Raw genomic sequence first — 25,387 nt, forward strand, 5'->3', positions numbered from 1 at the left:
GGAAACGAAGTGGGAAGGCTAAAACAGTCAGGATGTTGGCTTAGAAGCAGCCATCATTTAAAGAAAGCGTAATAGCTCACTGATCGAGTCGTCCTGCGCGGAAGATGTAACGGGGCTCAAGCCAGTTACCGAAGCTGCGGATGTGCAATTTATTGCACGTGGTAGGAGAGCGTTCTGTAAGCCTGTGAAGGTGTCTGGAGACGGATGCTGGAGGTATCAGAAGTGCGAATGCTGACATGAGTAGCGTTAAAGCGGGTGAAAAGCCCGCTCGCCGTAAGCGCAAGGTTTCCTACGCAACGTTCATCGGCGTAGGGTGAGTCGGCCCTAAGGCGAGGCAGAGATGCGTAGCTGATGGGAAACAGGTCAATATTCCTGTACCGATCAATAGTGCGATGTGGGGACGGAGAAGGTTAGCTCAGCCAACTGTTGGACATGTTGGTTCAAGCCTGTAGTCGTGCCTGGTAGGCAAATCCGCCGGGCTAAGATGAGGGGTGATAACGAGTGTGCTTGCACACGAAGTGAGTGATACCCTGCTTCCAGGAAAAGCCACTAAGCTTCAGCTATTGACGACCGTACCGCAAACCGACACTGGTGCGCGAGATGAGTATTCTAAGGCGCTTGAGAGAACTCAGGAGAAGGAACTCGGCAAATTGATACCGTAACTTCGGGAGAAGGTATGCCCCCGGTATGTGAAGTTGAACAAACGGAGCAGAAAGGGGTTGCAAAAAATCGGTGGCTGCGACTGTTTATTAAAAACACAGCACTCTGCAAACACGAAAGTGGACGTATAGGGTGTGACGCCTGCCCGGTGCTGGAAGATTAAATGATGGGGTGCAAGCTCTTGATTGAAGTCCCAGTAAACGGCGGCCGTAACTATAACGGTCCTAAGGTAGCGAAATTCCTTGTCGGGTAAGTTCCGACCTGCACGAATGGCGTAACGATGGCCACACTGTCTCCTCCTGAGACTCAGCGAAGTTGAAATGTTTGTGATGATGCAATCTCCCGCGGAAAGACGGAAAGACCCCATGAACCTTTACTGTAGCTTTGTATTGGACTTTGAACAGATCTGTGTAGGATAGGTGGGAGGCTTTGAAGTGTGGTCGCTAGATCACATGGAGCCAACGTTGAAATACCACCCTGGTGTGTTTGAGGTTCTAACCTGGATCCATTATCTGGATCGGGGACAGTGCATGGTAGGCAGTTTGACTGGGGCGGTCTCCTCCCAAAGTGTAACGGAGGAGTTCGAAGGTACGCTAGTTACGGTCGGACATCGTGACGATAGTGCAATGGCATAAGCGTGCTTAACTGCGAGACTGACAAGTCGAGCAGATGCGAAAGCAGGACATAGTGATCCGGTGGTTCTGTATGGAAGGGCCATCGCTCAACGGATAAAAGGTACTCTGGGGATAACAGGCTGATACCGCCCAAGAGTTCATATCGACGGCGGTGTTTGGCACCTCGATGTCGGCTCATCTCATCCTGGGGCTGTAGTCGGTCCCAAGGGTATGGCTGTTCGCCATTTAAAGAGGTACGTGAGCTGGGTTTAAAACGTCGTGAGACAGTTTGGTCCCTATCTTCCGTGGGCGCTGCAGATTTGAGGAAGCCTGCTCCTAGTACGAGAGGACCGGAGTGGACACACCTCTGGTGTACCTGTTGTCACGCCAGTGGCATCGCAGGGTAGCTATGTGTGGAAGAGATAACCGCTGAAAGCATCTAAGCGGGAAACTCGTTTCAAGATGAGATCTGCCGGGGCCTCGAGCCCCCTGAAGGGTCGTTGTAGACCACGACGTTGATAGGCTGGGTGTGGAAGAGCAGCAATGCTTTAAGCTAACCAGTACTAATTGCCCGTGCGGCTTGACCCTATAACTTTGATAATGACTTTGAATAGCTCAAGACTTGTAAGTTATGCCAAGACGCAATCAAAACTGATCCCAGACTCTATGAATTCGCAACGCAGTTCCCCCCACAGAACTGCCAAGCACCCCGTTATGCCTGATGACCATAGCAAGTTGGCACCACTCCTTCCCATCCCGAACAGGACAGTGAAACGACTTCGCGCCGATGATAGTGCGGGTTCCCGTGTGAAAGTAGGTCATCGTCAGGCTCTTACAGCCCAAGACGCCCTCCACTCCTCATGAGTCGGAGGGCGTCTTGCTTTGGGGGGACGAAAATCCAGGAGATATCCTCCTGTCGAATCAAAATCTGTCGTGACCAGCGACGATGGCCTGAATCCGCAAATCCGGCCCCACCAGTGCAGCCTGTTGGTACTCGAGTTGCGGCGCGTCTTTCAATTGCGTCAATTCCATCCCTGAAAACGCCGTCTGTGCATTGCCGAGAATGCTGGGAGCCAAGTAGAGCAGGCATTCGTCTATCAGTTGGGCCTGCATCAGCGCGCCATTGAGCGTGCCGCCCGCTTCGACGTGCAATTCGTTGATTTCGCGCTGACCGAGATCCCGGATCACGGCTTGGAGATCGACCTGGCCATTGCTTGCGGGCAGGTGGAAAATTCTGGCGCCACGAGCTTCGAGTGCGGATTGGCGTCTGGCATCCAGTTCAGCGCAGTAGATCAGGACGTCGCGCGGAACATCGAACAGTTTCGCCGTGGGCGGTGTGCGCAACTCGCTGTCGACGATCACCAGCTTCGGTTGTCGTGGGGTATCAACGCCGCGCACGTTGAGCAGGGGATCGTCTCCCAGCACCGTGCCTATGCCGGTGAGAATCGCGCAGGCCTGCGCGCGCCAGCGGTGACCATCGACGCGTGCCGCCTCGCTGGTGATCCATTGGCTCTGGCCGTCGTGCAGCGCGGTTGCGCCATCGAGAGACATGCCGGCCTTGAGGCGCACCCACGGCAGGCCGCGCGACATGCGGCTGAAAAAGCCGATGTTGAGTTCGCGTGACAGCACGCCAGCGGCGGCGTCGATTTCCACCTTCACGCCAGCGGCACGCAGCCGCTCGAAGCCCTGCCCCGCCACGCGGGGATTGGGGTCGGTGATGGCGCCAACGACTTTCCCGATACCGGCGGCGATCAGTGCGTCGCAGCAAGGTCCGGTGCGTCCGTGATGCGAGCAGGGTTCAAGCGTCACATAGGCAGTTGCGCCGCGTACATCCGAGCCGCGTGCCGCTGCGTCGCGCAGCGCCATGACTTCCGCATGCGGGCCTCCGGCCTGCTGGGTGAAGCCGGCGCCGAGTTCCGTGCGGCCATCGACGCTCATGATCACGCAGCCGACACGTGGATTGGGATTGGAGAGAAACAGCGCGTTGCGTGCGAGCGCCAGCGCCTGCTGCATGGGCGATGAGGGATTTGACGCGGCGACTGCGGAATCGGTATTCATGGCAGGGCGATGTTACTTGAGCCTTCATTCAACGTGCCCAACATTCCTTGGCGACATTGCTCACACTGTGGTTCGATGCGCCGCGCGTCCCCGTGTGCGTGAGTGTCAGATCGCCGCAGGGATCTTTCACCATGACGTCGGTGCGCGTGGCGATCACGGTAAAGCCGCTTGCCGTGCTGGCCGTCAGGCTCAACGTGTAGTGCGCAGGCTTGAGCGCTCGCAGCATGGGCTCCAAGGGCTGGCCGGTCGGATATTCGCCATTGGCGGTGTTGGCGCGCTCCATCCATTGCGCCACCTGAAGCAGAGCGGCCCTGGCCTCCGCACGGTGGCCGCGCGCGAGATGCTGGCGGTAGCTGGGCGTGGCCACGGCGGCGAGGATCGCGATAACCGCGAGCACGATCATCATCTCGATCAGCGTGAAGCCGTTGCGGCGAAGGCGAACGGTGGCTTGTTTCATTTGAGGTGTCTCCAGCTTGGGCGCAGAACGCGCGTGGGCAGCGCCTGCAACCTGTCGGTCGTGCCATCCGAGCCTTGGCGCAGTTGAGCGCCGTCGCTGGCGGGCACGCGCAGCTCTTGCCGCGCGGCGGTGGAGCGGGATGCGGGTGCATCATCGGTTGTGACCTGGCCGTCGCCATTGGTGTCCAGAATGCGTGACTTTTGCGCCGCGCCGGTGAGGATGTTGAGCACGGTCCGGTAGGTCTGCCCCGGTCGCGGGTCCTGCTCGCAGGCTTCGATGGGTTGGCCGTCGCCCGCGATCAGGCCGACGGCAGTGGCGGGAACGCGGCTGGTGATTTCAAGCAGGTTGCCGCCGCCATAAAACCCGATGGGATCGAGCACGCGTTCGCGTTCTGCGGGCAGATCGAGGTACCAACCCCTCTTCTCGTTGAGGCCGCAGGGCGAACGCGTGCAATAGTTGAACGGCGCGTTCAGCAGCTGCCAGAATATCCTGCCTGCGCGGGGGTCGCCGGACACGGGCTGGTCCTGCACCCCTTGGGGCATGAGATCGGCCCGCGAGGCGGCGGGCGAGGGGAGTTCGCGGCGCGTGGTGTCGACGAGCGCCTTGCCCTTGTCCTCGCCGCTCTCCTGAATGCGATAGCGCGTGTAGTCCATCACGGCGTAGACAGTCTGCACGGCTGTGTCGCCGCTGTCGGCCTCGGTCAGTTCCTGCCCCGTGCCGAAGGCCACCATCAGACCCCTACCTCGGGATGTACGCGCAATACCGGCGCGACGGTGATCGGCTGCGATTTGCCATTGCGCACAGCGGTGAACAGGGGAGCGCCGCCGAGCGCCACGGCCCAGCGCTGGTCGGAGGCGGCCGCAATGTCGAATTTCCAGAGCCTCCCTTGCAGGTCGCCCGCGTAGACCGCATCCGGAATGCCATCGCTGTTGACGTCGAGAAACTGCGGCGCGGAGAGCCCGTTGGCGACCATGGGCGTCTTGCCAGCAGTCGTTGGGGAGGGCGCGGTCGCCGCAATCTTGATGAGTTCGCGTGCGCCGTCGAGATACTGGATCAGCAGCACCGGCCTGCCATTGGCGCTGCCGTAGCCGTTTCCCAGCACGACGGCCCAGCGCCCATTGTTCAGCCGCGTGATCTGCAAGGCGCGGCGCGCATTGGCCTCGTCCAGCGTGGGCGCGGCGAAGATGTGGCCGACATCGGGATCGCTGCCGTCGGTGCGATCCATGACCACCAGTTCCGACGCGGCGGACTCGGAGAAGCGTTCGGGCGAGGTCGCGTCGAGCACGAAATACCCAGGCCCGCCCGCGCCCATCGCGCCGACGAGAAAGGTTTTCCACTGCGTGCCGATCAACGCGTCGCCGGTGAACGGAGAGCCATCCACGTAGTAGCGATGGCGATAGTCCTGTGCGGCCAGCAGGTGCAAATGCGGGTGTGCGCCCAGCGGCACATAGGCGACAAGCTCGTCACCGGTTCTTGCGCTGAAGCCGTGCAGCATGCCGTCGTTGCCGCCCACGTACAGCACCGGGGGCCTTGAAGCGTGCTGAATCGAAAAGTCACGGTAGCCCTTGTCGGCGTGGCCCGACATCGGCTTGCCCACGTGCCAGATGCGCGAATGCACGATATCGCCCTGACGCGAGCGACGCATGCGGAAGCCGGTCGATGGGTCGTTGGATTCGAGACTGCGGTCACCGCGCAGAAACTGCACCAGGTTCTGCGCGTAGCTCGCAGACGATCCGTGGGACTGTAGTTGCGCTTGCTGCGCGAGGCTTAACGACTGCCAGCGCAATGGGATTCCGCCACCTTGGTCTGTCGCACCGTTGTGCGTGAGAATCACGCGTTGATCGACGCTGGCGAGCGAATCCAGGCTTGCGGCAGTGCTGTGGCGTGGTGGTAATCCCCACTCCGGATTCGGAACGCCTTTTTCGGGGCCCGGCTCCAAAAGGCTGGCGTGGATCTGGCCTGACCAGCCGGAGGCTTCATACGCCGCCACATACGTCGCGTTGCCGCCATTGCTTGCATACCCGCTGATGACCTGACCATCGCTGGGCACGATACGCGCGATGACGCCGCTCATTGCCTGCTTGAGCTGATCGACCGACGGCCCGATCTGGAAATGCTGACCGCGCGAATTCAGCGCCGCGTGTCTCAGGTCCTGTCGCATCGCGTCGATGCTCGCGAACGGGTCCGGCCACGCGAGTGTGCCCACCAGAAGCTGGTCGTAATCCGCATAGGTGTCGGGGGCCGCACTGGCGCCACCAAAATCCACCGTGAAATTCACCATGTGCTGCCAGGTGGCGGGAGAGTTCCTCGGGTTCCAGTAAGGCTTGAGCGTGATGCTGCGCGACGGAGCCGAATGCACTTCGTCTAGGGGTTGGGGATAGACGGCGGGAACACGGTTTTCCAGCGCGGGTTGCAGATCGGTCGCCCAGTACCGCAGTGCCAGCGACGAGGGCGAGAGCGCGTTGCCGCTGTCGCGGTAGATTGCCAGTTGCGGGTTCGACGTGAGGTCGAAAACCGTGCCATCGGGCAGGGGTGAAAGTGCCGGCGTGCCCGACATCGGGGCGGCGTCGCTCGTGTGGCGAACGCGCCGTCGGTCAGGAACAGGTGATAGGCGCGGCGGCAGGACTTGCGTTGGATGCCTGCGGCCTGAGGAGTGCCGGGGAGGTCGTTCCAGGGGCTTTCCGCGTCGGTCTGCATCAGATAGGTTCCCGCGTTCTCCATCAGGCGATTCGCGGCGATGCCGTCGCCGACGCCGAGCGTGTCAAGCCAGTGCCAGAATGCGCCGCGTGTCGATGCCTCGGCGGGGTCTGCCGTGCCGCGAAAGGATGCCATGCGATGGCTTTGCCGATTGTTGAAGCATGCCGACGGCGTTGGCCGTCCTTCGGCGGGCAGTTGGTTGCATCCATGGGTGGCCTGAAAGGCCAGGCGGATCGCGTCATCCGGCAGGACATCGGGTGCGAGCAGTTCACGCAGCAATTGCTTGAGCGCCTGCAGGCGGGTGATGCGTGTGCCGTCCGCGCCGGGAACATCCCTGGTGTCCATGCTGAGCGCGTTGTCCACCGAGACGATCACATTGGGTGCGGGCATGCGAAAGGCAGACTCGGCAGGGAACTGCGCGAAATTCGGCACGGTGGCCATGAGGGGCGCGACCGGCAACGCGCTGAGCAGAGCGAAACTGAGAATCTCGTGAAGGTACGGCATGCAATGTCTCGCCGGGTTCTCATTCCATGGATTGCAAGGACAGCACGGATTGCAGCACCACCTCGGTTCCCTTTTTCCTGCCGCGTGCGTAGATCGTGATCCGGTACAACCAGGGGCGACGCTTGTCCGGGGCATAGGCCGCAAGATGGGGATTCTTTTCATACTCGGAGAGCAGGCCGGTCTCGGTATCTGCAAATGGCAGGATTTCTATCCAATACCAGGCACCTTTCAGGTCCTTGATCTGACGTGCGGTCTCGTTGATGGCCAATATCGGGTTTGCGCCGGAACCGGAGGAAGCGCCCGTGAATTGCCCATACCGGGCACCGACGTCGGAGGAGGTCATCTTCAAAAGCATCGACGGATCGGACCAGAAATCCTGCACGTCAAGCCGCTTTCTGCAGATACCGAATGCGCAGCCTGTCGGCAAGGTGTCCAGATAGGTAATCAATTCCACCATTTCGGCACGATCCGTTGGAAAACGGATGGGCGTTGAAGCGCGGCAGATATTTTTTGCATCACATGGTTTGCCGGATGCTTGCAGACCGCGAATATCGAATTCCGCATCCGTCATGAGAATCTGAGCCGCCTCGAAGGTTCTTTGATAATCGGCCTCGTTGCCGGTCAGGATTTCGTGAAACATTGCGCTGCGGGCTGCCCATATGGCAAACAGGCTGGTCATCAGGACGATGACGAGGACGATATAGAGAGCTACACCATATTCGTCTGACCGCGCGCCGTTGAAGTGGATTTTGGGCATTTCTATTCTCCGGATGAGCGAATGTGGAATAGCTGCCTTGCCACCAGAACCAGCCGACCATGCCTGACTTGCATTTTTCCGTCACATTGCTGGTATTGGTTTTCTACGTCGGGCATCTTGATTCTCGGACTTTCGAGTTCCATGCAGACCTCTACCGCCTGCACATCCCGCCATCGCTGCGGATTGGCATTCACGTCCTTGGGCGAGGAATATTGAAACTGCGGCGTGCCTTCCCGCGCGCTGCTGGAAGTCTTGAGCAGCAGGCGAACCGCGAAATCCTTCACGTTGGCGATGATGGGCTGCGGAGTGCCCGCTACGCCGGTACACATCAGATTGCCATCGCGCAAGAAGAATGCGCTCGAAATAGTGGGTGAAAGTAAGCGGTTGCTTTTGTTTTGGCCCAAACAATCCCGCAGGACTGAATCCCAGGCAGGGCGACTCGAATCCGCGATGAGGGATTCGATAAAATTTTCGTAGTCGATCCGCAAGGCATCGCCCATGGACTTGGATATGGCAGGCGACGAGATTCCGGGAATGAAGGAGTCCACCGATTTCGCCGGTTCACCGGCATTCAGGATCGGCTCGAAAATCACCGGTCTCAGCGCTGCGGTCTCAAGATTGCTTCCGATAAGCGGCTGGAGATTCAGGGCAATGCTTCCGGCCTGCCGAATCTGCTGGCCCATGATGCGCATGGCGACATTGGCGTCCTGTCGCAGATTAGTGGATTCCGCCACCGTGGTCGAAATCGATTGCGAGGTTTGCAGCAAGACCAGAGCCATGGCGATGACCAGCAGACCCAGAGCCAGCCCCACCATTAATTCCACCAGACTCATGCCGCGTTCGGCATTCATGGGCATGATGCCCTCTCAGCCACGCAATGTCCTGGAATACCGATATATTGCAGGTGGCAGACATATTGTTCAGGACAGGTCTGTTGCGAAGCGTCGCTTGCCGATAACTGAAGAAATTGATTCAGCGCCTTGGTTGTTTCGGGCTCCGCGCCTTCGCGCATGTTTTCCTTCCACGCGATCATGACTCCCAATTGCCGGGGCGTGCCTGAGCCGGAATCGGCAGTGCCTTGAAATACGAGCGCGCGTCCATTACCGAGACTGGATTGCGCCCGCTTTTGCCATTCGGAAAATTCGCGCGCTGCCCAATCGTTGGTGTTGCACGGTTGCGTGCAATCTTCGATGCCGGAAATGTCTACAAAGTGGGTGGACAGATAATCACCCATGGGAGGATTGGCGTGGATTCTTTCGCTCAAATCCTCGATCAGCCGAATGGCCTGTGAGCGGCGCATTCCTGCCTGGGCATCGGCGAGCGTGCGCAATTGGATGCTCAGCACGCCAAATACACCAGTCGCCACCACGAGAATGGCGACCAGCGATTCCAGAAGGGTGATTCCACGTTCGGCTCGGCAAGACGGCATGACGGATGTCCTGATGAATCCCGTTCGCCGGTGGCAGGACGGCCCTGCATTAACGCCGTGGGCGGCGCTGCTCGCAATTCGCTTTTGAGGGAGAAGATGAAATTCGCGCGCCTCGGAGCAGGAGTTGTTGATTCAATTCAAAAAATCCAGCGCGCCGTGTGATTACCAAAGGCTTCATGAATGATGAAGGGGCGCTTGCACAGACTGCGATTGTGCTCGGCGGCGGGGCGGGGGAAGATATCCAGCATTTGGAACGCTGTTCCCTACGCCCGAGTGGTCGCAACAAAGATGAGTGAAATACGCCCCCAGATCGATGAAGCCCAGCTCGCGCACCTGCGCACCTGGCTGGGCAAGAGCCAGACCACGACCGACCAGATCACGCAGGCGCCGGTGCGCAGCCTGAGCGCGACACTGGATCGCGATGATGCCGCGCCCGTTGCCGGTACCGATTTGCCGCCGCTTTGGCACTGGCTTTACTTTCTGCCGCACGCGCGCCAGAGCGAAATCGGCGAGGACGGGCATCCCACGCGCGGCGGCTTCCTGCCGCCCGTGGCGCTGCCGCGTCGCATGTGGGCTGGCGGGCGACTGGTGTGGGAAACCGGCAATCCCCTCCAGGTCGGGCAGGAGGTGCAGCGCGTCTCCACGATCCGGTCCGTGAACCACAAGACGGGACGCTCGGGCGAACTGCTGTTCGTGCTCGTGGAGCATCGCTTCTCGAATCCCAACGGCCTTGCGCTGACCGAGGAGCATGACATCGTCTTTCGCGCCGCCGCCGAGCCCGGTGCACCCGATCCCGCGCCGCAGAAGCCGCCGCTAGCTGGCCAGGCCGCATGGTCGCGCCAGATCGTTCCCGATGACGTGCTGCTGTTCCGCTATTCGGCGCTGACCTTCAACGGTCACCGCATCCACTATGACCGCAAATACGTGACCGGCGTGGAAGGCTACCCCGGCCTGATCGTGCATGGGCCGCTGATCGCGACGCTGCTGCTTGATCTGCTGCGGCGCAATCTGCCGGACGCCACGGTGCGCAAGTTCTCGTTCAAGGCCGTGCGGCCAACCTTTGATCTCCACGCCTTCAGCGTGCACGGCAAGCCTTCGGCCGATGGCAAGAGCGTCGAGCTGTGGGCCGAGGACCACGAAGGCTGGCTGACGATGCAGGGCATGGCCGAGCTTGCCTGACACACCTACGTAACCGGGACACACCGCGATGATCGAACAGACGCAATCGAACAATTTTCAGGAAATCCGCGACGCGATTCGCTCGTTGTGCGCGGAATTTCCCGACGAATATTTCCGCAAGGTGGACGAGGCGCGCGGCTATCCCGAGGAGTTCGTGGACGCGCTCACCAAGGCCGGCTGGCTGGCCGCGCTGATTCCCGCCGAATACGGTGGCTCGGGCCTGGGCTTGACCGAGGCATCGGTCATCATGGAAGAGATCAACCGCTCGGGCGGCAATTCCGGCGCCTGCCACGGCCAGATGTACAACATGGGCACGCTGCTGCGCCATGGCTCCGATGCGCAGAAGCAGAAATACCTGCCCAAGATCGCGTCGGGTGAATGGCGTCTGCAGTCGATGGGTGTGACCGAGCCGACCACCGGCACCGACACCACCAAGATCAAGACGACGGCGGTGAAGAAAAAAGACGGTGGCTATGTGATCAACGGGCAGAAGGTCTGGATCAGCCGCATCCAGCACAGCGACTGGATGATCCTGCTGGCGCGCACCACGCCGCTCGCCGACGTCACGAGAAAAAGCGAAGGCATGTCGATCTTCATGGTCGATCTGCGCGAGGCCGAAAAGAGCGGCATGACGGTACGGCCGATCCTCAACATGGTGAATCACGAGACCAACGAGCTGTTCTTCGAGAACCTTGAAATTCCCGAAGAAAACCTGATTGGCGAGGAAGGCAAGGGCTTCAAGTACATCCTCGATGGACTGAACGCCGAACGCACGCTGATCGCGGCCGAGTGCATCGGCGACGGTTACTGGTTCATCGATCGCGTCACGAACTATGTGAAGGATCGCACGGTGTTCGGTCGTCCCATCGGCCAGAACCAGGGCGTGCAGTTTCCGATTGCCGACGCGTTCATGGAGATCGAGGCCGCCAACCTCATGCGCTGGAAGGCCTGTGAGCTGTTCGACAGGCACGAGCCCATGGGCGCTCAGGCCAACATGGCCAAGTATCTGGCGGCCAAGGCGAGCTGGGAGGCAGCCAACGCCTGCCTGCAATTTCATGGGGGCTTCGGCTTCGCGTGCGAATACGACATCGAACGAAAATTCCGCGAAACGCGCCTCTACCAGGTCGCGCCGATCTCCACCAACCTTATCTATTCGTACGTGGCCGAGCACATCCTCGGTCTGCCGCGTTCGTTCTGAGGAGACCGGCCATGCAGTCCGATCAGGCAACGCGCCCGCGCCCCTCGATGGCATCACCGTGGTGTCGCTCGAACACGCCGTGGCAGCGCCGTTCTGCACGCGCCAACTGGCCGATCTCGGCGCACGTGTCATCAAGGTGGAGCGCCCCGGCAGCGGTGATTTCGCGCGTGGGTACGACCAGCGCGTGCTCGGGCAATCGTCGCATTTCACGTGGATCAACCGCAGCAAGGAAAGCCTTGCGCTGGACCTCAAGCAGCCGCTCGCGCGCGACGCGCTGATGCAGCTTTTGGGCACTGCCGACGTGCTGGTGCAGAACCTCGCGCCGGGCGCGGCGGCGCGCATGGGGCTTTCTTACGAGGCGCTGCATGCCGGATTTCCCAGGCTCATCGTCTGCGACATCAGCGGCTACGGAGCAGATGGGCCGTATCGCGACAAGAAGGCCTATGACCTGCTGATTCAGAGCGAGGCCGGCTTCCTGTCGATCACCGGCACGCCGGAATCGCCCAGCAAGGCGGGCATTTCCGTGGCCGACATCGCGGCCGGCATGTACGCCTATACCAATATCCTCTCGGCCCTGCTGCTGCGCGGCAGAACGGGCGAGGGCAGCCATATCGACGTGTCGATGCTTGAGGCGCTGGGCGAGTGGATGGGCTATCCGATGTACTACGCCCACGAAGGCGCGCCGCCGCCGCCGCGCACTGGCGCGTCGCATGCGAGCATCTACCCCTACGGTCCGTTCGTTGCGGGCGATGGCGGCACGGTGATGCTCGGTCTGCAAAACGAGCGCGAGTGGCAGGCGTTCTGCGACAAGGTGCTGCAAAAACCCGAACTGGCGAAGGATCTGCGCTTTGACAGCAACGCGCATCGCAATCAGAACCGCGAGGCCTTGCAGACCGAGATTCTGCGCATCTTCGGCACCCTCACCGCCGAGCAGGTGGTGCAACGGCTCGACGTGGCGGGCATCGCCAATGCGCACGTGAACGACATGGCGGGACTCTGGGCGCATCCGCAACTCGATGCGCGCGGCCGCTGGCGCACGGTGCAGACGCCGCAGGGCGACGTGCCCGCGCTGCTTCCGCCGGGGCTGAACAGCGCGTTCGACTACCGCATGGACGCGGTGCCTTCGGTGGGCGAGCACACGGCCCAGATTCTGGCGTCACTCGGCTGGTCTGCTTCGCAGATCGGCGCACTCCAATCGGGCCACGTCGTCGCCGACTGACGATCGGCGAGCCTGGCTTTTTTTTCAACGCTGAACCACTCACCAGACAAAGCAGCACACTTCGGAGCACAGACCATGAAGCAGGAAGCCGCGGCCAATATCCATCCCCTCGCCGAGTTCGCAGCGGGACTGCGCTTGAGCGACGTTCCCGACGATGTGCAGCGCAAGGCCGAAGACCTGCTGGTCGATTGGTTCGGCTCGGTGCTTGCGGGCCAGAACGCGCGGCCCGTGCAGACCATCACGCGCTTTGCGCTGTCACAGGGCCGAGGCAGGGCGGCGAATGCGAAGTCATCGGCCAGGCGGGCTCCACATCGCCGATGATGGCCGCGATGGCGAACGCCGCCGCCTCGCATGTGGCCGAGCAGGATGATGTGCACAACGGCTCGGTGTTCCATCCGGCAGCGGTGGTGTTTCCGCCCGCGCTCGCCGTGGCGCAGAGTCTCGGTGCGAGCGGCGAGCGCTTTCTGGCTGCGTGCATCGCGGGTTATGAAACAGGCATCCGCGTGGGTGAATTCATGGGGCGCAGCCACTACAAGATCTTCCACACCACCGGCACCGTCGGCACCATCGCTGCCGCCGCTGCCGTGGGCAATCTACTGGAGCTGACGCCGCAGCAGATGCAGCACGCGTTCGGCTCGGCCGGCACGCAGTCGGCGGGCCTGTGGGAGTTTCTGCGCACCGCAGCGGACAGCAAGCAACTGCATACGGCGCATGCCGCTTCGACGGGGCTTGCCGCAGCGTATCTCGCGAAGGACGGCTTCACCGGAGCGCAGGACATCTTCACCGGCGCACAGGGCATGGCCGCCGGCATGTCGACCGATTCGGATCCCTCCCGACTCACCGACCGCCTGGGCACACGCTGGGCCACGCCCGAGACGTCGTTCAAGTGGCACGCGTCGTGCCGTCACACTCACCCGGCGGCGGATGCGTTGTTGCAGGTGTTGCAGCAGCATGGGCTCCAGCTCGCCGACATCGACGCCGTCGTCTGCCATGTACACCAGGGCGCGATTGACGTCCTCGGTCCTGTGGTCTCGCCCGCGACCGTGCACCAGAGCAAGTTTTCGATGGGCACGGTGCTGGCCATCGCGGCGCGGTTCGGTCATGCGGGATTGACCGAGTTCGACGAGCAGTTTCTCGCGCCGGACACCGTGTCGCTGCGCGACCGGATCAGCATGGTGCTCGATGAGGAAGTGGACGCGGCCTATCCGCAGCGCTGGATCGGCAAGGTCACGGTGAAGACCACCGATGGCCGCACGCTGCATGGCCGCGTGGACGAACCCAAGGGCGATCCCGGCAACACGCTGTCGCGCGAGGAAATCACCGACAAGGCATTGCGCCTGGCCGCCTATGGCAGTGGTGATATCCCTGAAGACAGCGTGCGCGCCGCCGTGCAAAGTCTGTGGAGCATTGCCAAGGCCCCGCAGGTAGGTCGTCTGCTGGCCTGAGGCGTGGGCATTCATGCCGAAGATGTTGAGGCAATTGCAGAGACCGAGAAAGACCCAGAGTCGCAGCAGCTACCGCCGAATCGTCCTGCCCAGCATGGCTTCGCGGCGCTGACTGTCCATCCCATCCGTTGATTCGCCAAGGAGACCCCAGCGTGCACCGTTTCATTTCCCTTTCGACCGCCCGGCCGTCCCGGTCAACGCACCAACGGCGCAGCATGTGGCTGTCCGCCACCATGGTTCTCGGCGGCGCAGCCATTCTGGGCAGCGTGGCCGCGCCGGTGAGCGCGGCGGAGTTTCCCGACAAGCCGATCATCCTGGTCGTGCCCTACAGCGCGGGTGGCCCGACGGACGTGGTTGCCCGGCTGCTGGCCGTGCCGATGGGCGCTTCGCTCGGGCAGACCGTGGTGGTGGAAAACACGGTGGGTGCGGGCGGCACCATCGCTCCCGCGCGCGTTGCCCGCGCCAAGCCCGACGGCTACACCATCCTGCTGCACCACATGGGCATGGCAACGGCTCCGGCGCTGTACAAGAAGCTGCCGTATGACCCGCTCAAGGACTTTGAATACGTCGGCCAGGTGCTGGACGTACCGATGACGCTGCTGTCGCGCAAGGAGTTTCCGGCCAATACCTTCCCGGAACTGCTCGACTACGTGAAGAAACATCAGGACAAGGTGACCATGGCGCACGCCGGCATCGGCGCGGTCTCGCAACTGTGCGGCCTGCTGTTCATGAGCCAGATCGGCGTGACCCTGACGACCGTCCCCTACAAGGGCGCGGGTCCGGCGATGAACGATCTTCTGGGCGGGCAGGTCGATCTGCTCTGCGACCAGACCACGCAGACCGTGCCCGTGATCCAGGACGGAAAGCGCGCCAAGGTATTCGGTGTGACCACACCGAAGCGCCTGGCCTCGCTGCCCAATATTCCGACGCTGGATGAGCAGGGGCTCAAGGGCTTTGACGTGAAGGTCTGGCACGGCATGTATGCGGCCAAGGGCACGCCCAAGGAGGTCATCGACAAGCTGAACAAGGCGCTGAATGCGGCGCTGGTCGATGACAACGTGAAGAAGCGGATTGCCGAGCTGAGCTCGGATCTGGTGCCGCCCGAGAAGGCCACGCCCGAGAGCCTGCGCACGCACTTGACCTCCGAAGTGGCGCGTTGGGCAAGGTGATTCGCGCAGCGGGCGTGAGCGCGGAGTGATTTCGCGCAAGCGCTCTTCCAAAATCTAGCGAAGCCGCCGGGCCGAAACCGGCCTTTCGATTCCCATTTCGATCGCTGGTAGTGCCTGAATTTTGTGCAAATGCGCAAAATTCAGGCACTGCTACGCCGTTTACGAAAATTTTTACCTCCCATCCTTGAGCGTTTCGTCGCTCATCGGGCGATGCCGCCCACTTTTCCCCTCGCTGCGCTCTGCTGAGGCCCCGTTTTCGGCCTTCTTCATACTTTTCAGAGGCGAAAAAGCCTGTTTTTAGGTCAAATTGCACAAATTTTGAGCATCACGACGTTTTTGCCTCGACAACTTTTCGCGAGGCAGCAGGCATACAAAAGTTTGTACTAGTACAAACAATACAATGTATGGGATGAATTGGTCAGCACGAAGCATTCAGGGAAGCAATGCCCAGGACATTGCCATCAGCATCGAAAGCGCATTGCGCACCGGAGAACTCCAGCCGGGCGATGCGCTGCCTGCGGTGCGCCACCTCGCCACGCAACTCGGCGTCAATCCCAACACCGTCGCGGCGGCCTATGCGCGGCTGCGTGATGCGGGGCGGTTGATCACATCGGGGCGGCGCGGCACGCGCGTGGCGGGTGAATCGGCGCAGAGTTTGCCCGCTGGGTACGTCGTGCCCCAGGGCTGCGGGATCTCGCGAATGGGCAGCCGGATGCGGCCTTGCTCCCGCAGCTGCGAGCCAGCGCATGGAACAGATTGCTGCAAATGCCGCTGGCCCTGGACACGGCGTCCGGGGAACTGGGTGATGACGAAGACCTGCTTGCGATCAGTCGCGAATGGCTTGTCTCCCAAGGCATTCCGTACGATTGCATCGGGGTGTTTTCCAGCACGCTTGACACCATCGAGCGGGCACTGCGGCAGCACGCTCGCCCCGGTGATCGTGTGGCGATTGAAGATCCGTGCTGGCCGCCTCTGCTTGCGTTGCTGCGCAGCTTGCGCCTGCGTCCCGTGCCTTTGGCAATGGATTCGCAGGGACTGCAATTGCCTTCGTCCCCGGCGCTTCTTTCCAGTTGTGCCGCCGTGGTGCTCACTCCGCGTGCTCACAATCCCACGGGCATGTCCATTCGCCCCGAGCGTTGGCGCGCGCTGCGCAAGCAACTGCGCGCGCTTCCAAATACATTGGTGATCTTCAACGACTACTGGGGACTGCTCGGCAGCACGCCGCTGGTCTGCGCCGATGCGTTGCCTGGCCGTTGGCTTTATGTGATGTCGCTGGGAAAGTCACTGGGCCCCGAGATGCGCGTATGCATCGCAGCGGGACAGCCCGATCTCATTGAAGGCATGCGTGCTCATTTCGCACTCGGCCCGCGCAAGGTCAGTCTTTGGTTGCAACGCCTTGCAGCGCTGCTGTGGCGTCAGGCTGCCAGAGGAAAAGGGCGGGGATCGTTTGTCGGCATGCGAGATGCCTATTCAGCCCGCAGGCAGGCCTTGTTGGCGGAATTGCGCAAGCAGGGAGTCGCGACGGAGCAGGACGATGCTTGTGCGGAAGGCTTGCACCTGTGGATAGGCGTGCCCGACGAACTGGCTGTCGTGCAGGCCATGGCGTCGCGCGGGTGGGCGGTTCAGGCCGGATCGGCCATGGTGCTGAACGCCAGCTCGCCCGCAATCCGTATCAGCATGGGCGCGCTCGACCGGCGCGACATGAAGCGGCTGGCGGCAGATCTGGCCGAAGCGCTCAGCCTCCAAGCGCGGGCGGTTTACTGAAACACGGCTGATTTTCCTGCACCTGACGCACCAGCCACTTGCCCACCGCAGGCCTTGCGCAGCGCTGCAATCCACTGAGCAGTTCATGGCCGGGCTGTGCAATCCCCCAGCGCTCGCGCAAATCGTGCTGGATTCTCGCGAGCAGGAACGCCGCCATCTCCGCATCCGCTAGCGCCCTGTGGGCGCGCCCGGCGCGCGGCAGGCCCAGGTGATCGACGATGTTGCCGAGACTGTGACTGCGGGCCTCCGGATACATGCGGCGGGAGAGGAGCACGGTGCACGCGAATGGATGAGGCGCGGCGACCCCGGCATGCTGCAACTCGGCGCTCCAGAACTTGCTGTCGAACGACGCGTTGTGCGCCACCATGGGCACGTTGCCCACGAATCTTGCAGCCTCGCGCATGACGAACCCGGCATCGGGTGCCTCGGCCACCATGGCATTGGTGATGCCGGTGAGCTGGGTGATGAACGAGGGGATGTAGACGCCGGTGCGCATCAGGCTTTGAAAGCGGTCCACGATCTGGCCGTTCTCCAGCAGCACGATGGCGATCTCGGTCGCGCGTGCGCCCTGCGCGGGCGTCATGCCGGTGGTTTCAAAGTCGATGACGGCGATGAGGTCGTTGGATGGCATGGCGGATGATTCACTGGCTGACGGACTGGCGTCACGCGAGACGCCGCTCCAGCGTGAACGGCGGCAGCCCCTTGAGCAGCAGTTGCCCGTAGCTCGTGCGCACCAGCCGCTTGTCGTAGCAGTAGACATGCGCGCGGTCCTCTTCGGTGCGAATCGCGCGGCCCGCCCATTGGGCCAGGCGGATGGCGGTGGCGGGCACGACGAGTTCGATGAAGGGATCGCGCCCCGAACCGCGCAGCCATTCCGCGCGCGCCTCACCCACCGGGTCGTCGGGCGGCGCGAAGGGCAGCTTGGTGATGAACAGCGATTCGCACAGCGGGCCGGGCAGGTCGAGCCCCTCGCCGAAGGATTGCATGCCGAAGATGATGGACGCGAGGCCCTCGGCCACGCGCTCGCGGTGTCTGGCCAGCAGTTGCTGGCGCGGCAGCGTGTTCTGCACCAGCACGACGTCGCGCATGGCCGTGGGCAGGGCATCGACGGCCTGACGCATCTGATCGCGCGAGGTGAAAAGCACCAGCGCGCCCGCTTCCACCAGCGAGAGATCGGAGAGCAGCGCGTCCACCATTTCTGCGGTGAAGGCCTGCGCGTTCTTCGGATCGGCCTGGGTCTCGGTGGCGATGAAGGTGCCCTGCAGCCCGTAGTCGAAAGGACTCGCCACCTCCAGCGTGGTGACCGCAGCATCACCGTGCAGGCCCGTCTCGCGCAGGAAGAATTCAAACTGGCCGCAGCTCTTGAGCGTGGCCGAGGTGAGTACCGCGCCGCGCACGGCGGACCACAGGTGGTTGCGCAGCGTATTGCCGGGCAGCAGCGGACTGGCATGGGCCTTGACCACGATGTAGTCGCCATCGACCTCGAGCGTGAACCATTTGGCGGCCGGTGCTGCGCCCTCGGGCGTGTCTTCGAGCAGCAGCGACATCGTGGCGTGCACGCTCTCCAGGCGCGGTGCAAGCGCTCCGATCTGCGCATACAGCGTGGACAGGCGGCGGGCCTCGTCGGGCTTGTCCTTGATCTCGCTGCGCAGCGCCTTGGAAATCGCACGCAATGCGGTGAGAAATCCATCAGCATGGTGCGCGACCTGCGACAGCGGCTCGATCAGCGCCTCGGGCAGCACGCCGCCCGGAATGCGCGCGCGCGTGATGTTGTTGTAGGGCGTGGCGTAGCGCGGCGTGGAGCCGAAACGCCCGCTTGCGTTCGCGCCGGCGGATTTGGGTGGATTGAGCGTTTCGCCGTAGATGTCCATCACCAGCCGCGCCACGTCCTGCAACGTGGCCCGAAGGCGCGCGGAGTGATTCGGGATGTCCGCTATCTCCTGCACTTCGAGCAATTGACCGATGCGCAGCGCGCGGCTGGCGAGCTTGTCGATCCAGGTCAGGCGCGAGAGATCGGCCTCGTTGGCGAACTGGCCGAGCGCGGTGGCGGGCAGGTGGTGCGCCTCGTCCACCACGAGCAGGCAGTTGTCGAGTTCGGGCAGCAGGCGCGCGCCGAGCGAGGAGAGCAGCAGATCGTGATTGGCCACGATGACCTGCGCGGCGACCAGTTCCTTGCGGCGCTCGTAGTACGTGCACTGGCTGAACACCGGGCAGTGCTTGCCGGTGCACGAGCTGGCCTCGGCACCCACGGGGCTCCAGACCTCGGCCTCGGGCGGCGTGTCGAGCGTGTCGCGGTCGCCATCCCATGCGCCGCGCGAAAGCGCATCGGCCATGCTGGCATAGAACTTCATGCGCGCCTCGGATTCGGCGCGCGGGCGCTTGGCGCGCGCCGCCGCTTCCTCTTCGGGAAACAGATCGTCGTCGGGCAGTTCGTCCTCGCCCGATGGATCGGCACCGCCCGCGAGCCGCTCCAGCTTGAGTTTGCAGACGTAGCGCCCGCGTCCCTTGGCCAGCGCAAACTTGAAGGGCTTGCTGATGTGCGCGGCGAGCGCGGGCAGATCCTTGGTGACGAGCTGCTCCTGCAGCGCCACCGTGGCCGTGGAGATCAGCACGCGCGTGCCGCGCTCCAGCGCCATCGCAATCGCGGGCACGCTGTAGGCCAGCGACTTGCCGACCCCGGTGCCGGCCTGGATCACCGCAATCGCGCGATCAGGCGGCGGCGCGTCTTCGTCGTCCGCATCGATCTTGCCGAGCTGCGCCTGGCCGAACGCCTTCGCGACCTGCTCGGCCATGAGGCGCTGGCCGGGGCGGCTGCGGAACCCGCTGGTGGCCTGCACCACGGTATCGAACGATTGCAGGGCCTGATCGGCCCATTGCTGTGCGGACATAAAAATTGGAGGTGGACTGGCTGGCGCGGCGGTGCCCGGTTCTGCTCCCTCTGCCGCGTGCCGGAAAGGGCCGACGCAAGGGCAGTGACTTGCCCTGGCTACCACTGTGCATTCATCCAGCAATCTTAGCCGATGCGTGCGGGCCACGTCCGTGTAGGGCTGTGTGCAAAGTGCGCGACCCGGGTTCAGGTTTCGATGGCTGCGTCCGGCGTGGTGCCCGCGCGCCTGTAGCCCATGCGCTCGACGAACGCGCTGGGCCGCTCCGCATGGGCCAGCAGTGTGAGCTGCCGCTTGGCACGGGTGATTGCCACGTAGAGCAGATTGCGTTCCTCGGTCGATGTGCCGTTGCCCGCAGGGAATTCGCCCTGCGTGAGATGCGGCACGAGCACGTGTGCAAACTCCAGGCCCTTGACGCTCACGATGCTCGCGATGTGCAGGCGCTTGCTGTCCTTGAAGTCGCGCTGCTTCTGTTCCAGCTCGTTCAGAAAATGAAAATAGGCAAACGCCGAATCGAACCTGCCTGCCGCGAGTTGCAGGCCCTCGATGTTCGACAGCGCTTCGGAGCGCCGGTCTCTGGACACGTAGACATCGCTGATGATGGCGTGAATGTCGAGCGCCGCGAGAAAGTCACGCAGAAACGTCGGACCGCTCTGCGTGGCGGCAAGCCGCTGTGCGGCGATCAGGCGCTTTTTCAGGTGCGGCTCGGCCGTGCGCAGCACCTGATTGGTGAAGAACGTCGTGAGAAACATGGCGTTGTTGCGCACGGCGCTGATCGCGTCGGCCAGCAACGTGGCCTGGCTCTCGTTCGGTCGATTGGCCACCTCGATCTGCGTGCCGCTGAAGAAATGCAGCGCGGTGAGCACCTGCTCGCGCGTGTCGGCGTGCGTCAGGCTTTGCATGTCGTCGGTTGCAACCGCCATCAGCCCGCGAATGAACAGAATTTCGGGGCGCTTGAGATAGCTCTCGAAGCCGCTCATCGCGAACGCCAGTTCGTTTTCGATCAGCAGATTCTCGATCAGCACCGACTGCACCGGATGCCGCAGCAGAATCGCGAATTCGCTCATGTTGCGGCGCTCACGCTTCCACTGCAGGGCGGCCTCGACCGCCAGCGCCGCGCATTCCTCGGGTGTGGAAAATCGCTGCAACGCGATCTGCGTGTCGTGTCCGGCATGGGAGCTGTAGCGCTTGGCCGCGAGACGTCCGGCCTTGCTCGCGAGGCTCTTGCCAAAGCGGTAGCTGTGCGTGAGCGGATAGCGCTGGATGCTGCGCGCCGTATGTTCCTCGATGGCGCTGCCCATGAATACCGCGTCCGCTCCCGTGGATTCGTGCACCACCTGGTCAACGTCGCCCATGCCGCAGAAGAAACTTTGCGAGGTATTGAGAATTTCGGCCAGCACGCGGAACATGGCGTAGTTCAAGTCGTGCATCTCATCGACCAGCACGATCTGCGCGTCGAATGGCCAGTTGCGCAGGCCCGCCACGGTCTCGCCGTCGTGCAGGTGGCGCGCCAGATCGTAGGTGGCGTCCATCTCGCCGCGAAATCGGGGCGTGTCCGAGTTTTCCTGGCGGCGGATGCGCTCATAAGCCAGATAGACCTTGAGCTGCGTGTAGTCGATGCCGATGCTGCCGGCGTACTCGGGCTCACATGCTGGCCGTCGCGTTCGAGCACGTCGCGCATCGAGCCCTTGAGCCGTGCGTTGATCTTGAGAAACTCCTCGACAAACCAGCTGTCGCCAATCGCGGGCATGTTGAGTTCGTCGCGCCAGCGCTCGTCCTCGTCGTCTTCCACGCGTTGCACTGCGTCCCAGAAGTGCGTGCGCAACTGCTCGTTCTCGTCCACGTACTCGACGCGGTGATCGTCGATGCCCTGAAGAATGGCCTTGCTGAAATCCTCGAAGGTCTGGATGCGCAGTTGCGCGACCACGTTGCGTGCCACGCCGATCTGCGCGAGCGTGCTTTGCAGCGCCACGCACGCGGGTCCGGTGTGCGTGAGCGCGATCAGCCGGTGCACGGGCACGCCGCGCGTGAGGCTCTCCGCCACGCGCAGTGCGAGCGTGGTGGTCTTGGCCGCGCCCGCGTTGGCCTCGACAATGATGGTGCGCTCGTGCGCCACCTGAATCGCGCGCTGCTCTTCGGATGGTGTGATGAGCCGTGGACTGAATCGCGCTGCGGTGCTTGCGGGCTTGTCGGACATGGGATGGAGGAGTCGGATGGAACGGGAACCGTCTGTACGAATCGATCCATTCGTGCAGCGGATCCCCGGTAGTCTTGCACAGTGTGAAGCTCAATCCTCCACATGAACCCGCAGGCGGCGCACGGTGGCCTTGCATTGCGTTTGTACGCGCGACACGGCGCTGTCTGCCATCGCGTCCGCAACCGGCGCGGTCAGCAAGACCAGCGCGGGCGCGGCGCCATCGGCATGCACCCATTTGCGGCGCGCGATGGGCAGCCCGGATTTTTGGAGCGAGCCCACGACGCTGGCCTCGCACAATCCCTTGTCGGCCACGACGTGCAGCATGTGCGCGCTGACCACCTCGCCCGACGCCAGAACACGCGGCGCTTTCGCGTCACGCGCATGCGTTCCCAGAGTCGGAACGCCGGTGCTGGCGCCATTGCCTGCATGCTCCACGGGCAGTCGAGCGAGATCGATGAGATCGGCCACCACGGCCGAAGCCGTAGGCTCGCCGCCCGCGCCCGCGCCGCTATAGAACGCCGGGCCGCAGGCATCGCCATGCACGGCCACACCGTTGCGGGCACCGTCGACCCATGCAAGCGCATTGCTTCGTGCGACCAGCGCGGGATGCACACGCAACTCCAGTGCCTCGCCACGACGGCGCGCGATGGCGAGCAGCTTCACGGCATAGCCCAGCTCGGCGGCTGCCGTGATGTCCGCACGCGTCACGTCGCGGATGCCCTGCACCTGCACCGCTCCGAAATCCACGGGCACGCCGAACGCGTTGGCCGCCAGCAGCGTGAGCTTGTGTGCGGCATCGATGCCATCGACATCGAACGCGGGATCGGCCTCCGCGTAGCCCTGCTTCTGCGCCTCGGCGAGTGCCTCGGCGAAGTCCAGCGAGTCGTCGCGCATGCGGGTCAGGATGTAGTTGCTCGTGCCGTTCAGAATGCCCGCGACCGCGTCGATGCGATTGGCGGCCAGCGCCTCGCGCAGCGTCTTGATGATGGGAATGCTGCCCGCGACGGCGGCCTCATACGCGAGCCGACGGCCATGCGCGGCCGCCGTGGCCGCCAGTGCTTCGCCGTGCACAGCCAGCAGCGCCTTGTTGGCCGTGACGACATGCTTGCCAGCGGCGAGCGCGGCCTGCACCCAGTCGCGCGCGGGCCGGTGCCGCCCGCCACCTCGACCAGCACGTCGATGTCGGGATGCGTGGCAACATGGTGCGGATCGTTGCAAAGCTCCACGTCCAGCAGCGCCGCATCGCCGAGCTTTTCCGCCGCCCGCGCCCGGTCGCGCACGGCCACGGCGACCAGCTTCAGTTCGCGGCCCGCGCGTGCGGCAATCAGCGCCCTGTTGCGGTTGAGCACAGCCCAGGTCCCCATGCCCACGGTTCCGAGTCCAATCATGCCGATGCGCAATGCGCGTGGCGACGCGGCGCGTACGGCAGCATCGAGTGGAACGGGGCGAAGGCGCGGTTCGCTATACATGGTGGTCAACCTCTCCAAAAGCGGCCTGGTCAGGCCAGAAACAAAAAACCCAGCTTGCCAGCTGGGTCGTCCGTTTGGGGAGGCGATGTTTCCAGGTGGCTGCCGGTACAGCCACCCAACACGCGTCAGGTAGCCGTGTTGGAAATCATCGTAATCATTCGAGCACTTTCGGGACGCGCGCATGCGGCGCTCGGGGCGCGACAGGCAGACACGGCGTTGGAGAAAGTGCGGAACATCGGGCCAGTGTACTGCAAAAGGGCGACTTTCGAGCGTTCGGGCACGGACCTTGCAATGTCTGTTCCATTTCCCATGCACATCACCGGCGCGCTTTCCATGAAATCACCGCTGCACTATCTTGCCGCCGCCAGGCGGGCCGAAATCGCCGAGCTGCAGCAGTTGCGCAATGCCTGTTCAATCGTGATTCGCGTGTCGGCGCTGATCCACCAGTTGCAGAAGGAGCGTGGCCTGTCCAGTCTGCTGACGGCCAGCCAAGGGGTGCAGGGAGCCGCCGCGCTGGCCGCGCAGAGACTGGCCGTGGATGCGGGCATCGACGACGTGCGCAACGCACTCGACGTGCAAGACACGCACCCGCACCACACGGCACGCCTGTATCACGCGATCGCCTATCTGTTGCAGGGGCTTCAGGCATTGCCCGCGCTGCGCGCGAGCGTCGATGCGCTGACGCTGACCACGCACGAGAGCACGGCGGCCTTTGTGCGGCTCGTGGGCGGCTGCCTCGCACTGGTGTTCGACGCCGCTGACGGTGCGTGCGACCCGGACGTGTCGCGCCTGCTGGTGGCGATGTTCCATTTCATGCAGGGCAAGGAACTGGCGGGGCAGGAGCGCGCGACGGGTGCGGCGGCGTTCGGCTCGCGTGTGAACGATGTGCAGCGGCAGCGCCAATGGCTCGACCTGATCGAGTCGCAGGAACAGTGCTTTCAGGTGTTCGCGGAATTCTCGCCACCGGCTGTTCGCGAGCGCTGGCAAGCGGTGTCCGCGCAGGGCGCCGACATGGCGACCATCGAGCGACTGCGCCGCGTGGCCTGCACGGCGCTGGCTGGAGACAGTCTCGATGCGGACGCAGGGGAGCGCTGGTTTGCCGCGTGCTCCTCACGGCTTGATGCGATGCACGCGCTCGAAGCATGGATCACCGCAGAACTGGCAAGGCTATGCGCCGACAAGCTGGAGACGGCACACAGCGCCCTGCATGCATTGCAGCAGCCATCGCAGCAGTCGCAGGAATGCCGGCTTGCCGATCACGGCGGAATGGAATTCTTTGCCGTCGATGCGCCCTGCGACCTGCCACCGCGAGGCGCTGCCGCCTATGGTCCGCAAATCGAACGTTCGATTCAAGCGCTGGTGCAGGAGCAGTCCCGGCGATTGCAGCTCATGCAGGCCGAGATCGACAAGACCCGCGCAGCGCTTGCCGAACGCAAGACCATTGAACGCGCCAAGGGCGTGCTCATGCATCTGCGGCAGATCAGCGAGAGCGACGCCCACAAGCTCATGCGCCAGACCGCGATGAACCAGAACCGGCGCTTGCTCGACGTCGCGCAGGCCATGTTGTCGGCGGCCGATCTATTGCCCTAGCCCCCGCGCGGGCAGGCGGCATTCCAGCGCGCACCAAATTGCGTCAGCGCGATGCTGCGATGCACCATGCAAGGGCCCGATGGCGAGCCTGGACCA

At 63.0% G+C, this 25,387-nt stretch carries 18 protein-coding genes, 2 rRNA genes and 4 pseudogenes (1 of these 24 running past the window's edge); 10 read left to right on the plus strand and 14 right to left on the minus strand.

The features are described 5' to 3' along the window. A 23S ribosomal RNA gene (locus tag H9K75_RS13235) occupies positions 1-1,862 on the plus strand; it begins 1,014 nt to the left of the window's first position. A gap of 129 nt (positions 1,863-1,991) precedes the next feature. Continuing rightward, positions 1,992-2,104, plus strand: a 5S ribosomal RNA gene (rrf, locus tag H9K75_RS13240). A 91-nt stretch (positions 2,105-2,195) separates the two neighbouring features. On the opposite strand, the gene ribD is transcribed toward rrf, so the two are convergent. The 8 genes from ribD to pilV all read right to left on the minus strand — a co-directional run bounded on the left by ribD (position 2,196) and on the right by pilV (position 9,176). Further along, complete coding sequence (gene ribD / locus H9K75_RS13245; protein ID WP_226858170.1) at positions 2,196-3,332, minus strand: bifunctional diaminohydroxyphosphoribosylaminopyrimidine deaminase/5-amino-6-(5-phosphoribosylamino)uracil reductase RibD; 1,137 nt, start codon at positions 3,330-3,332, stop codon at positions 2,196-2,198. 28 nt (positions 3,333-3,360) lie between these two features. Beyond that, positions 3,361-3,789, minus strand: coding sequence for a type IV pilin protein (locus H9K75_RS13250; RefSeq protein ID WP_187723034.1), 429 nt, complete (start codon positions 3,787-3,789; stop codon positions 3,361-3,363). After that, positions 3,786-4,520 carry a pilus assembly protein gene (locus tag H9K75_RS13255; protein WP_187723035.1) on the minus strand — a complete coding sequence of 245 codons (735 nt, stop codon included), beginning with the start codon at positions 4,518-4,520 and terminating at the stop codon, positions 3,786-3,788. Before H9K75_RS13255 ends, H9K75_RS13250 begins: the two co-directional genes overlap by 4 nt. Beyond that, positions 4,520-6,070, minus strand: a complete 1,551-nt coding sequence (locus H9K75_RS25185) for a pilus assembly protein (RefSeq protein ID WP_319016925.1) — start codon at positions 6,068-6,070, stop codon at positions 4,520-4,522. The genes H9K75_RS13255 and H9K75_RS25185 overlap by 1 nt, the downstream gene beginning before the upstream one ends. A gap of 83 nt (positions 6,071-6,153) precedes the next feature. Beyond that, complete coding sequence (locus H9K75_RS23955) at positions 6,154-6,990, minus strand: hypothetical protein (RefSeq protein WP_226858171.1); 837 nt, start codon at positions 6,988-6,990, stop codon at positions 6,154-6,156. Positions 6,991-7,009: 19 nt separating this feature from the next. Then, complete coding sequence (locus H9K75_RS13265) at positions 7,010-7,747, minus strand: pilus assembly PilX family protein (protein WP_187723037.1); 738 nt, start codon at positions 7,745-7,747, stop codon at positions 7,010-7,012. A gap of 2 nt (positions 7,748-7,749) precedes the next feature. Continuing rightward, the gene (locus H9K75_RS13270; RefSeq protein ID WP_187723038.1) at positions 7,750-8,604 is read right to left on the minus strand and encodes a prepilin-type N-terminal cleavage/methylation domain-containing protein; all 855 of its coding nucleotides are present in this window, start codon (positions 8,602-8,604) and stop codon (positions 7,750-7,752) included. Next, complete coding sequence (gene pilV / locus H9K75_RS13275; RefSeq protein ID WP_187723039.1) at positions 8,595-9,176, minus strand: type IV pilus modification protein PilV; 582 nt, start codon at positions 9,174-9,176, stop codon at positions 8,595-8,597. Before pilV ends, H9K75_RS13270 begins: the two co-directional genes overlap by 10 nt. A 288-nt stretch (positions 9,177-9,464) precedes the next feature. On the opposite strand from pilV, the gene H9K75_RS13280 reads away from it, so the two are divergent. The 7 genes and pseudogenes from H9K75_RS13280 to H9K75_RS13305 all read left to right on the plus strand — a co-directional run bounded on the left by H9K75_RS13280 (position 9,465) and on the right by H9K75_RS13305 (position 17,150). Continuing rightward, positions 9,465-10,355 carry an FAS1-like dehydratase domain-containing protein gene (locus H9K75_RS13280; RefSeq protein ID WP_187723040.1) on the plus strand — a complete coding sequence of 297 codons (891 nt, stop codon included), beginning with the start codon at positions 9,465-9,467 and terminating at the stop codon, positions 10,353-10,355. A 28-nt stretch (positions 10,356-10,383) separates the two neighbouring features. After that, positions 10,384-11,553, plus strand: coding sequence for an acyl-CoA dehydrogenase family protein (locus H9K75_RS13285; protein WP_187723041.1), 1,170 nt, complete (start codon positions 10,384-10,386; stop codon positions 11,551-11,553). Positions 11,554-11,605: 52 nt separating this feature from the next. Further along, the gene (locus H9K75_RS13290) at positions 11,606-12,772 is read left to right on the plus strand and encodes a CaiB/BaiF CoA transferase family protein (protein WP_187726039.1); all 1,167 of its coding nucleotides are present in this window, start codon (positions 11,606-11,608) and stop codon (positions 12,770-12,772) included. Positions 12,773-12,847: 75 nt separating this feature from the next. Then, positions 12,848-14,217 (plus strand): annotated as a pseudogene (locus H9K75_RS13295) (MmgE/PrpD family protein). A gap of 233 nt (positions 14,218-14,450) precedes the next feature. Beyond that, positions 14,451-15,415 (plus strand): annotated as a pseudogene (locus tag H9K75_RS13300) (tripartite tricarboxylate transporter substrate-binding protein). Between the two features lie 380 nt (positions 15,416-15,795). Beyond that, positions 15,796-15,960: pseudogene (locus H9K75_RS23960) on the plus strand (GntR family transcriptional regulator); the annotation flags it as partial. A gap of 191 nt (positions 15,961-16,151) precedes the next feature. Continuing rightward, positions 16,152-17,150, plus strand: a complete 999-nt coding sequence (locus H9K75_RS13305) for an aminotransferase class I/II-fold pyridoxal phosphate-dependent enzyme (protein ID WP_226858174.1) — start codon at positions 16,152-16,154, stop codon at positions 17,148-17,150. On the opposite strand, the gene H9K75_RS13310 is transcribed toward H9K75_RS13305, so the two are convergent. The 6 genes and pseudogenes from H9K75_RS13310 to H9K75_RS25535 all read right to left on the minus strand — a co-directional run. Continuing rightward, the gene (locus H9K75_RS13310; RefSeq protein ID WP_187723042.1) at positions 17,122-17,781 is read right to left on the minus strand and encodes a 3'-5' exonuclease; all 660 of its coding nucleotides are present in this window, start codon (positions 17,779-17,781) and stop codon (positions 17,122-17,124) included. The genes H9K75_RS13305 and H9K75_RS13310 overlap by 29 nt on opposite strands. 31 nt (positions 17,782-17,812) lie before the next feature. Further along, positions 17,813-20,038, minus strand: coding sequence for an ATP-dependent DNA helicase DinG (dinG, locus tag H9K75_RS13315; RefSeq protein ID WP_187723043.1), 2,226 nt, complete (start codon positions 20,036-20,038; stop codon positions 17,813-17,815). A gap of 185 nt (positions 20,039-20,223) precedes the next feature. Then, positions 20,224-21,567, minus strand: a complete 1,344-nt coding sequence (locus tag H9K75_RS13320; protein ID WP_187723044.1) for a 3'-5' exonuclease — start codon at positions 21,565-21,567, stop codon at positions 20,224-20,226. Then, positions 21,453-22,232, minus strand: a complete 780-nt coding sequence (locus H9K75_RS13325; protein ID WP_187723045.1) for a UvrD-helicase domain-containing protein — start codon at positions 22,230-22,232, stop codon at positions 21,453-21,455. Before H9K75_RS13325 ends, H9K75_RS13320 begins: the two co-directional genes overlap by 115 nt. Before the next feature lie 90 nt (positions 22,233-22,322). Then, positions 22,323-23,363, minus strand: a complete 1,041-nt coding sequence (locus H9K75_RS13330; RefSeq protein WP_404826348.1) for a homoserine dehydrogenase — start codon at positions 23,361-23,363, stop codon at positions 22,323-22,325. Between the two features lie 80 nt (positions 23,364-23,443). Further along, positions 23,444-23,884, minus strand: a pseudogene (locus H9K75_RS25535) (hypothetical protein); the annotation flags it as partial. Between the two features lie 108 nt (positions 23,885-23,992). Between H9K75_RS25535 and H9K75_RS13335 the strand changes: the two are divergent. Further along, positions 23,993-25,291 (plus strand): nitrate regulatory protein, encoded by a 1,299-nt coding sequence (locus tag H9K75_RS13335; protein WP_226858176.1) that lies wholly within the window; start codon positions 23,993-23,995, stop codon positions 25,289-25,291. Positions 25,292-25,387 lie beyond the last annotated feature (96 nt).

Source organism: Diaphorobacter aerolatus (assembly GCF_014489535.1).
GTDB classification, from domain to species: Bacteria; Pseudomonadota; Gammaproteobacteria; order Burkholderiales; family Burkholderiaceae_C; genus Diaphorobacter_A; species Diaphorobacter_A aerolatus.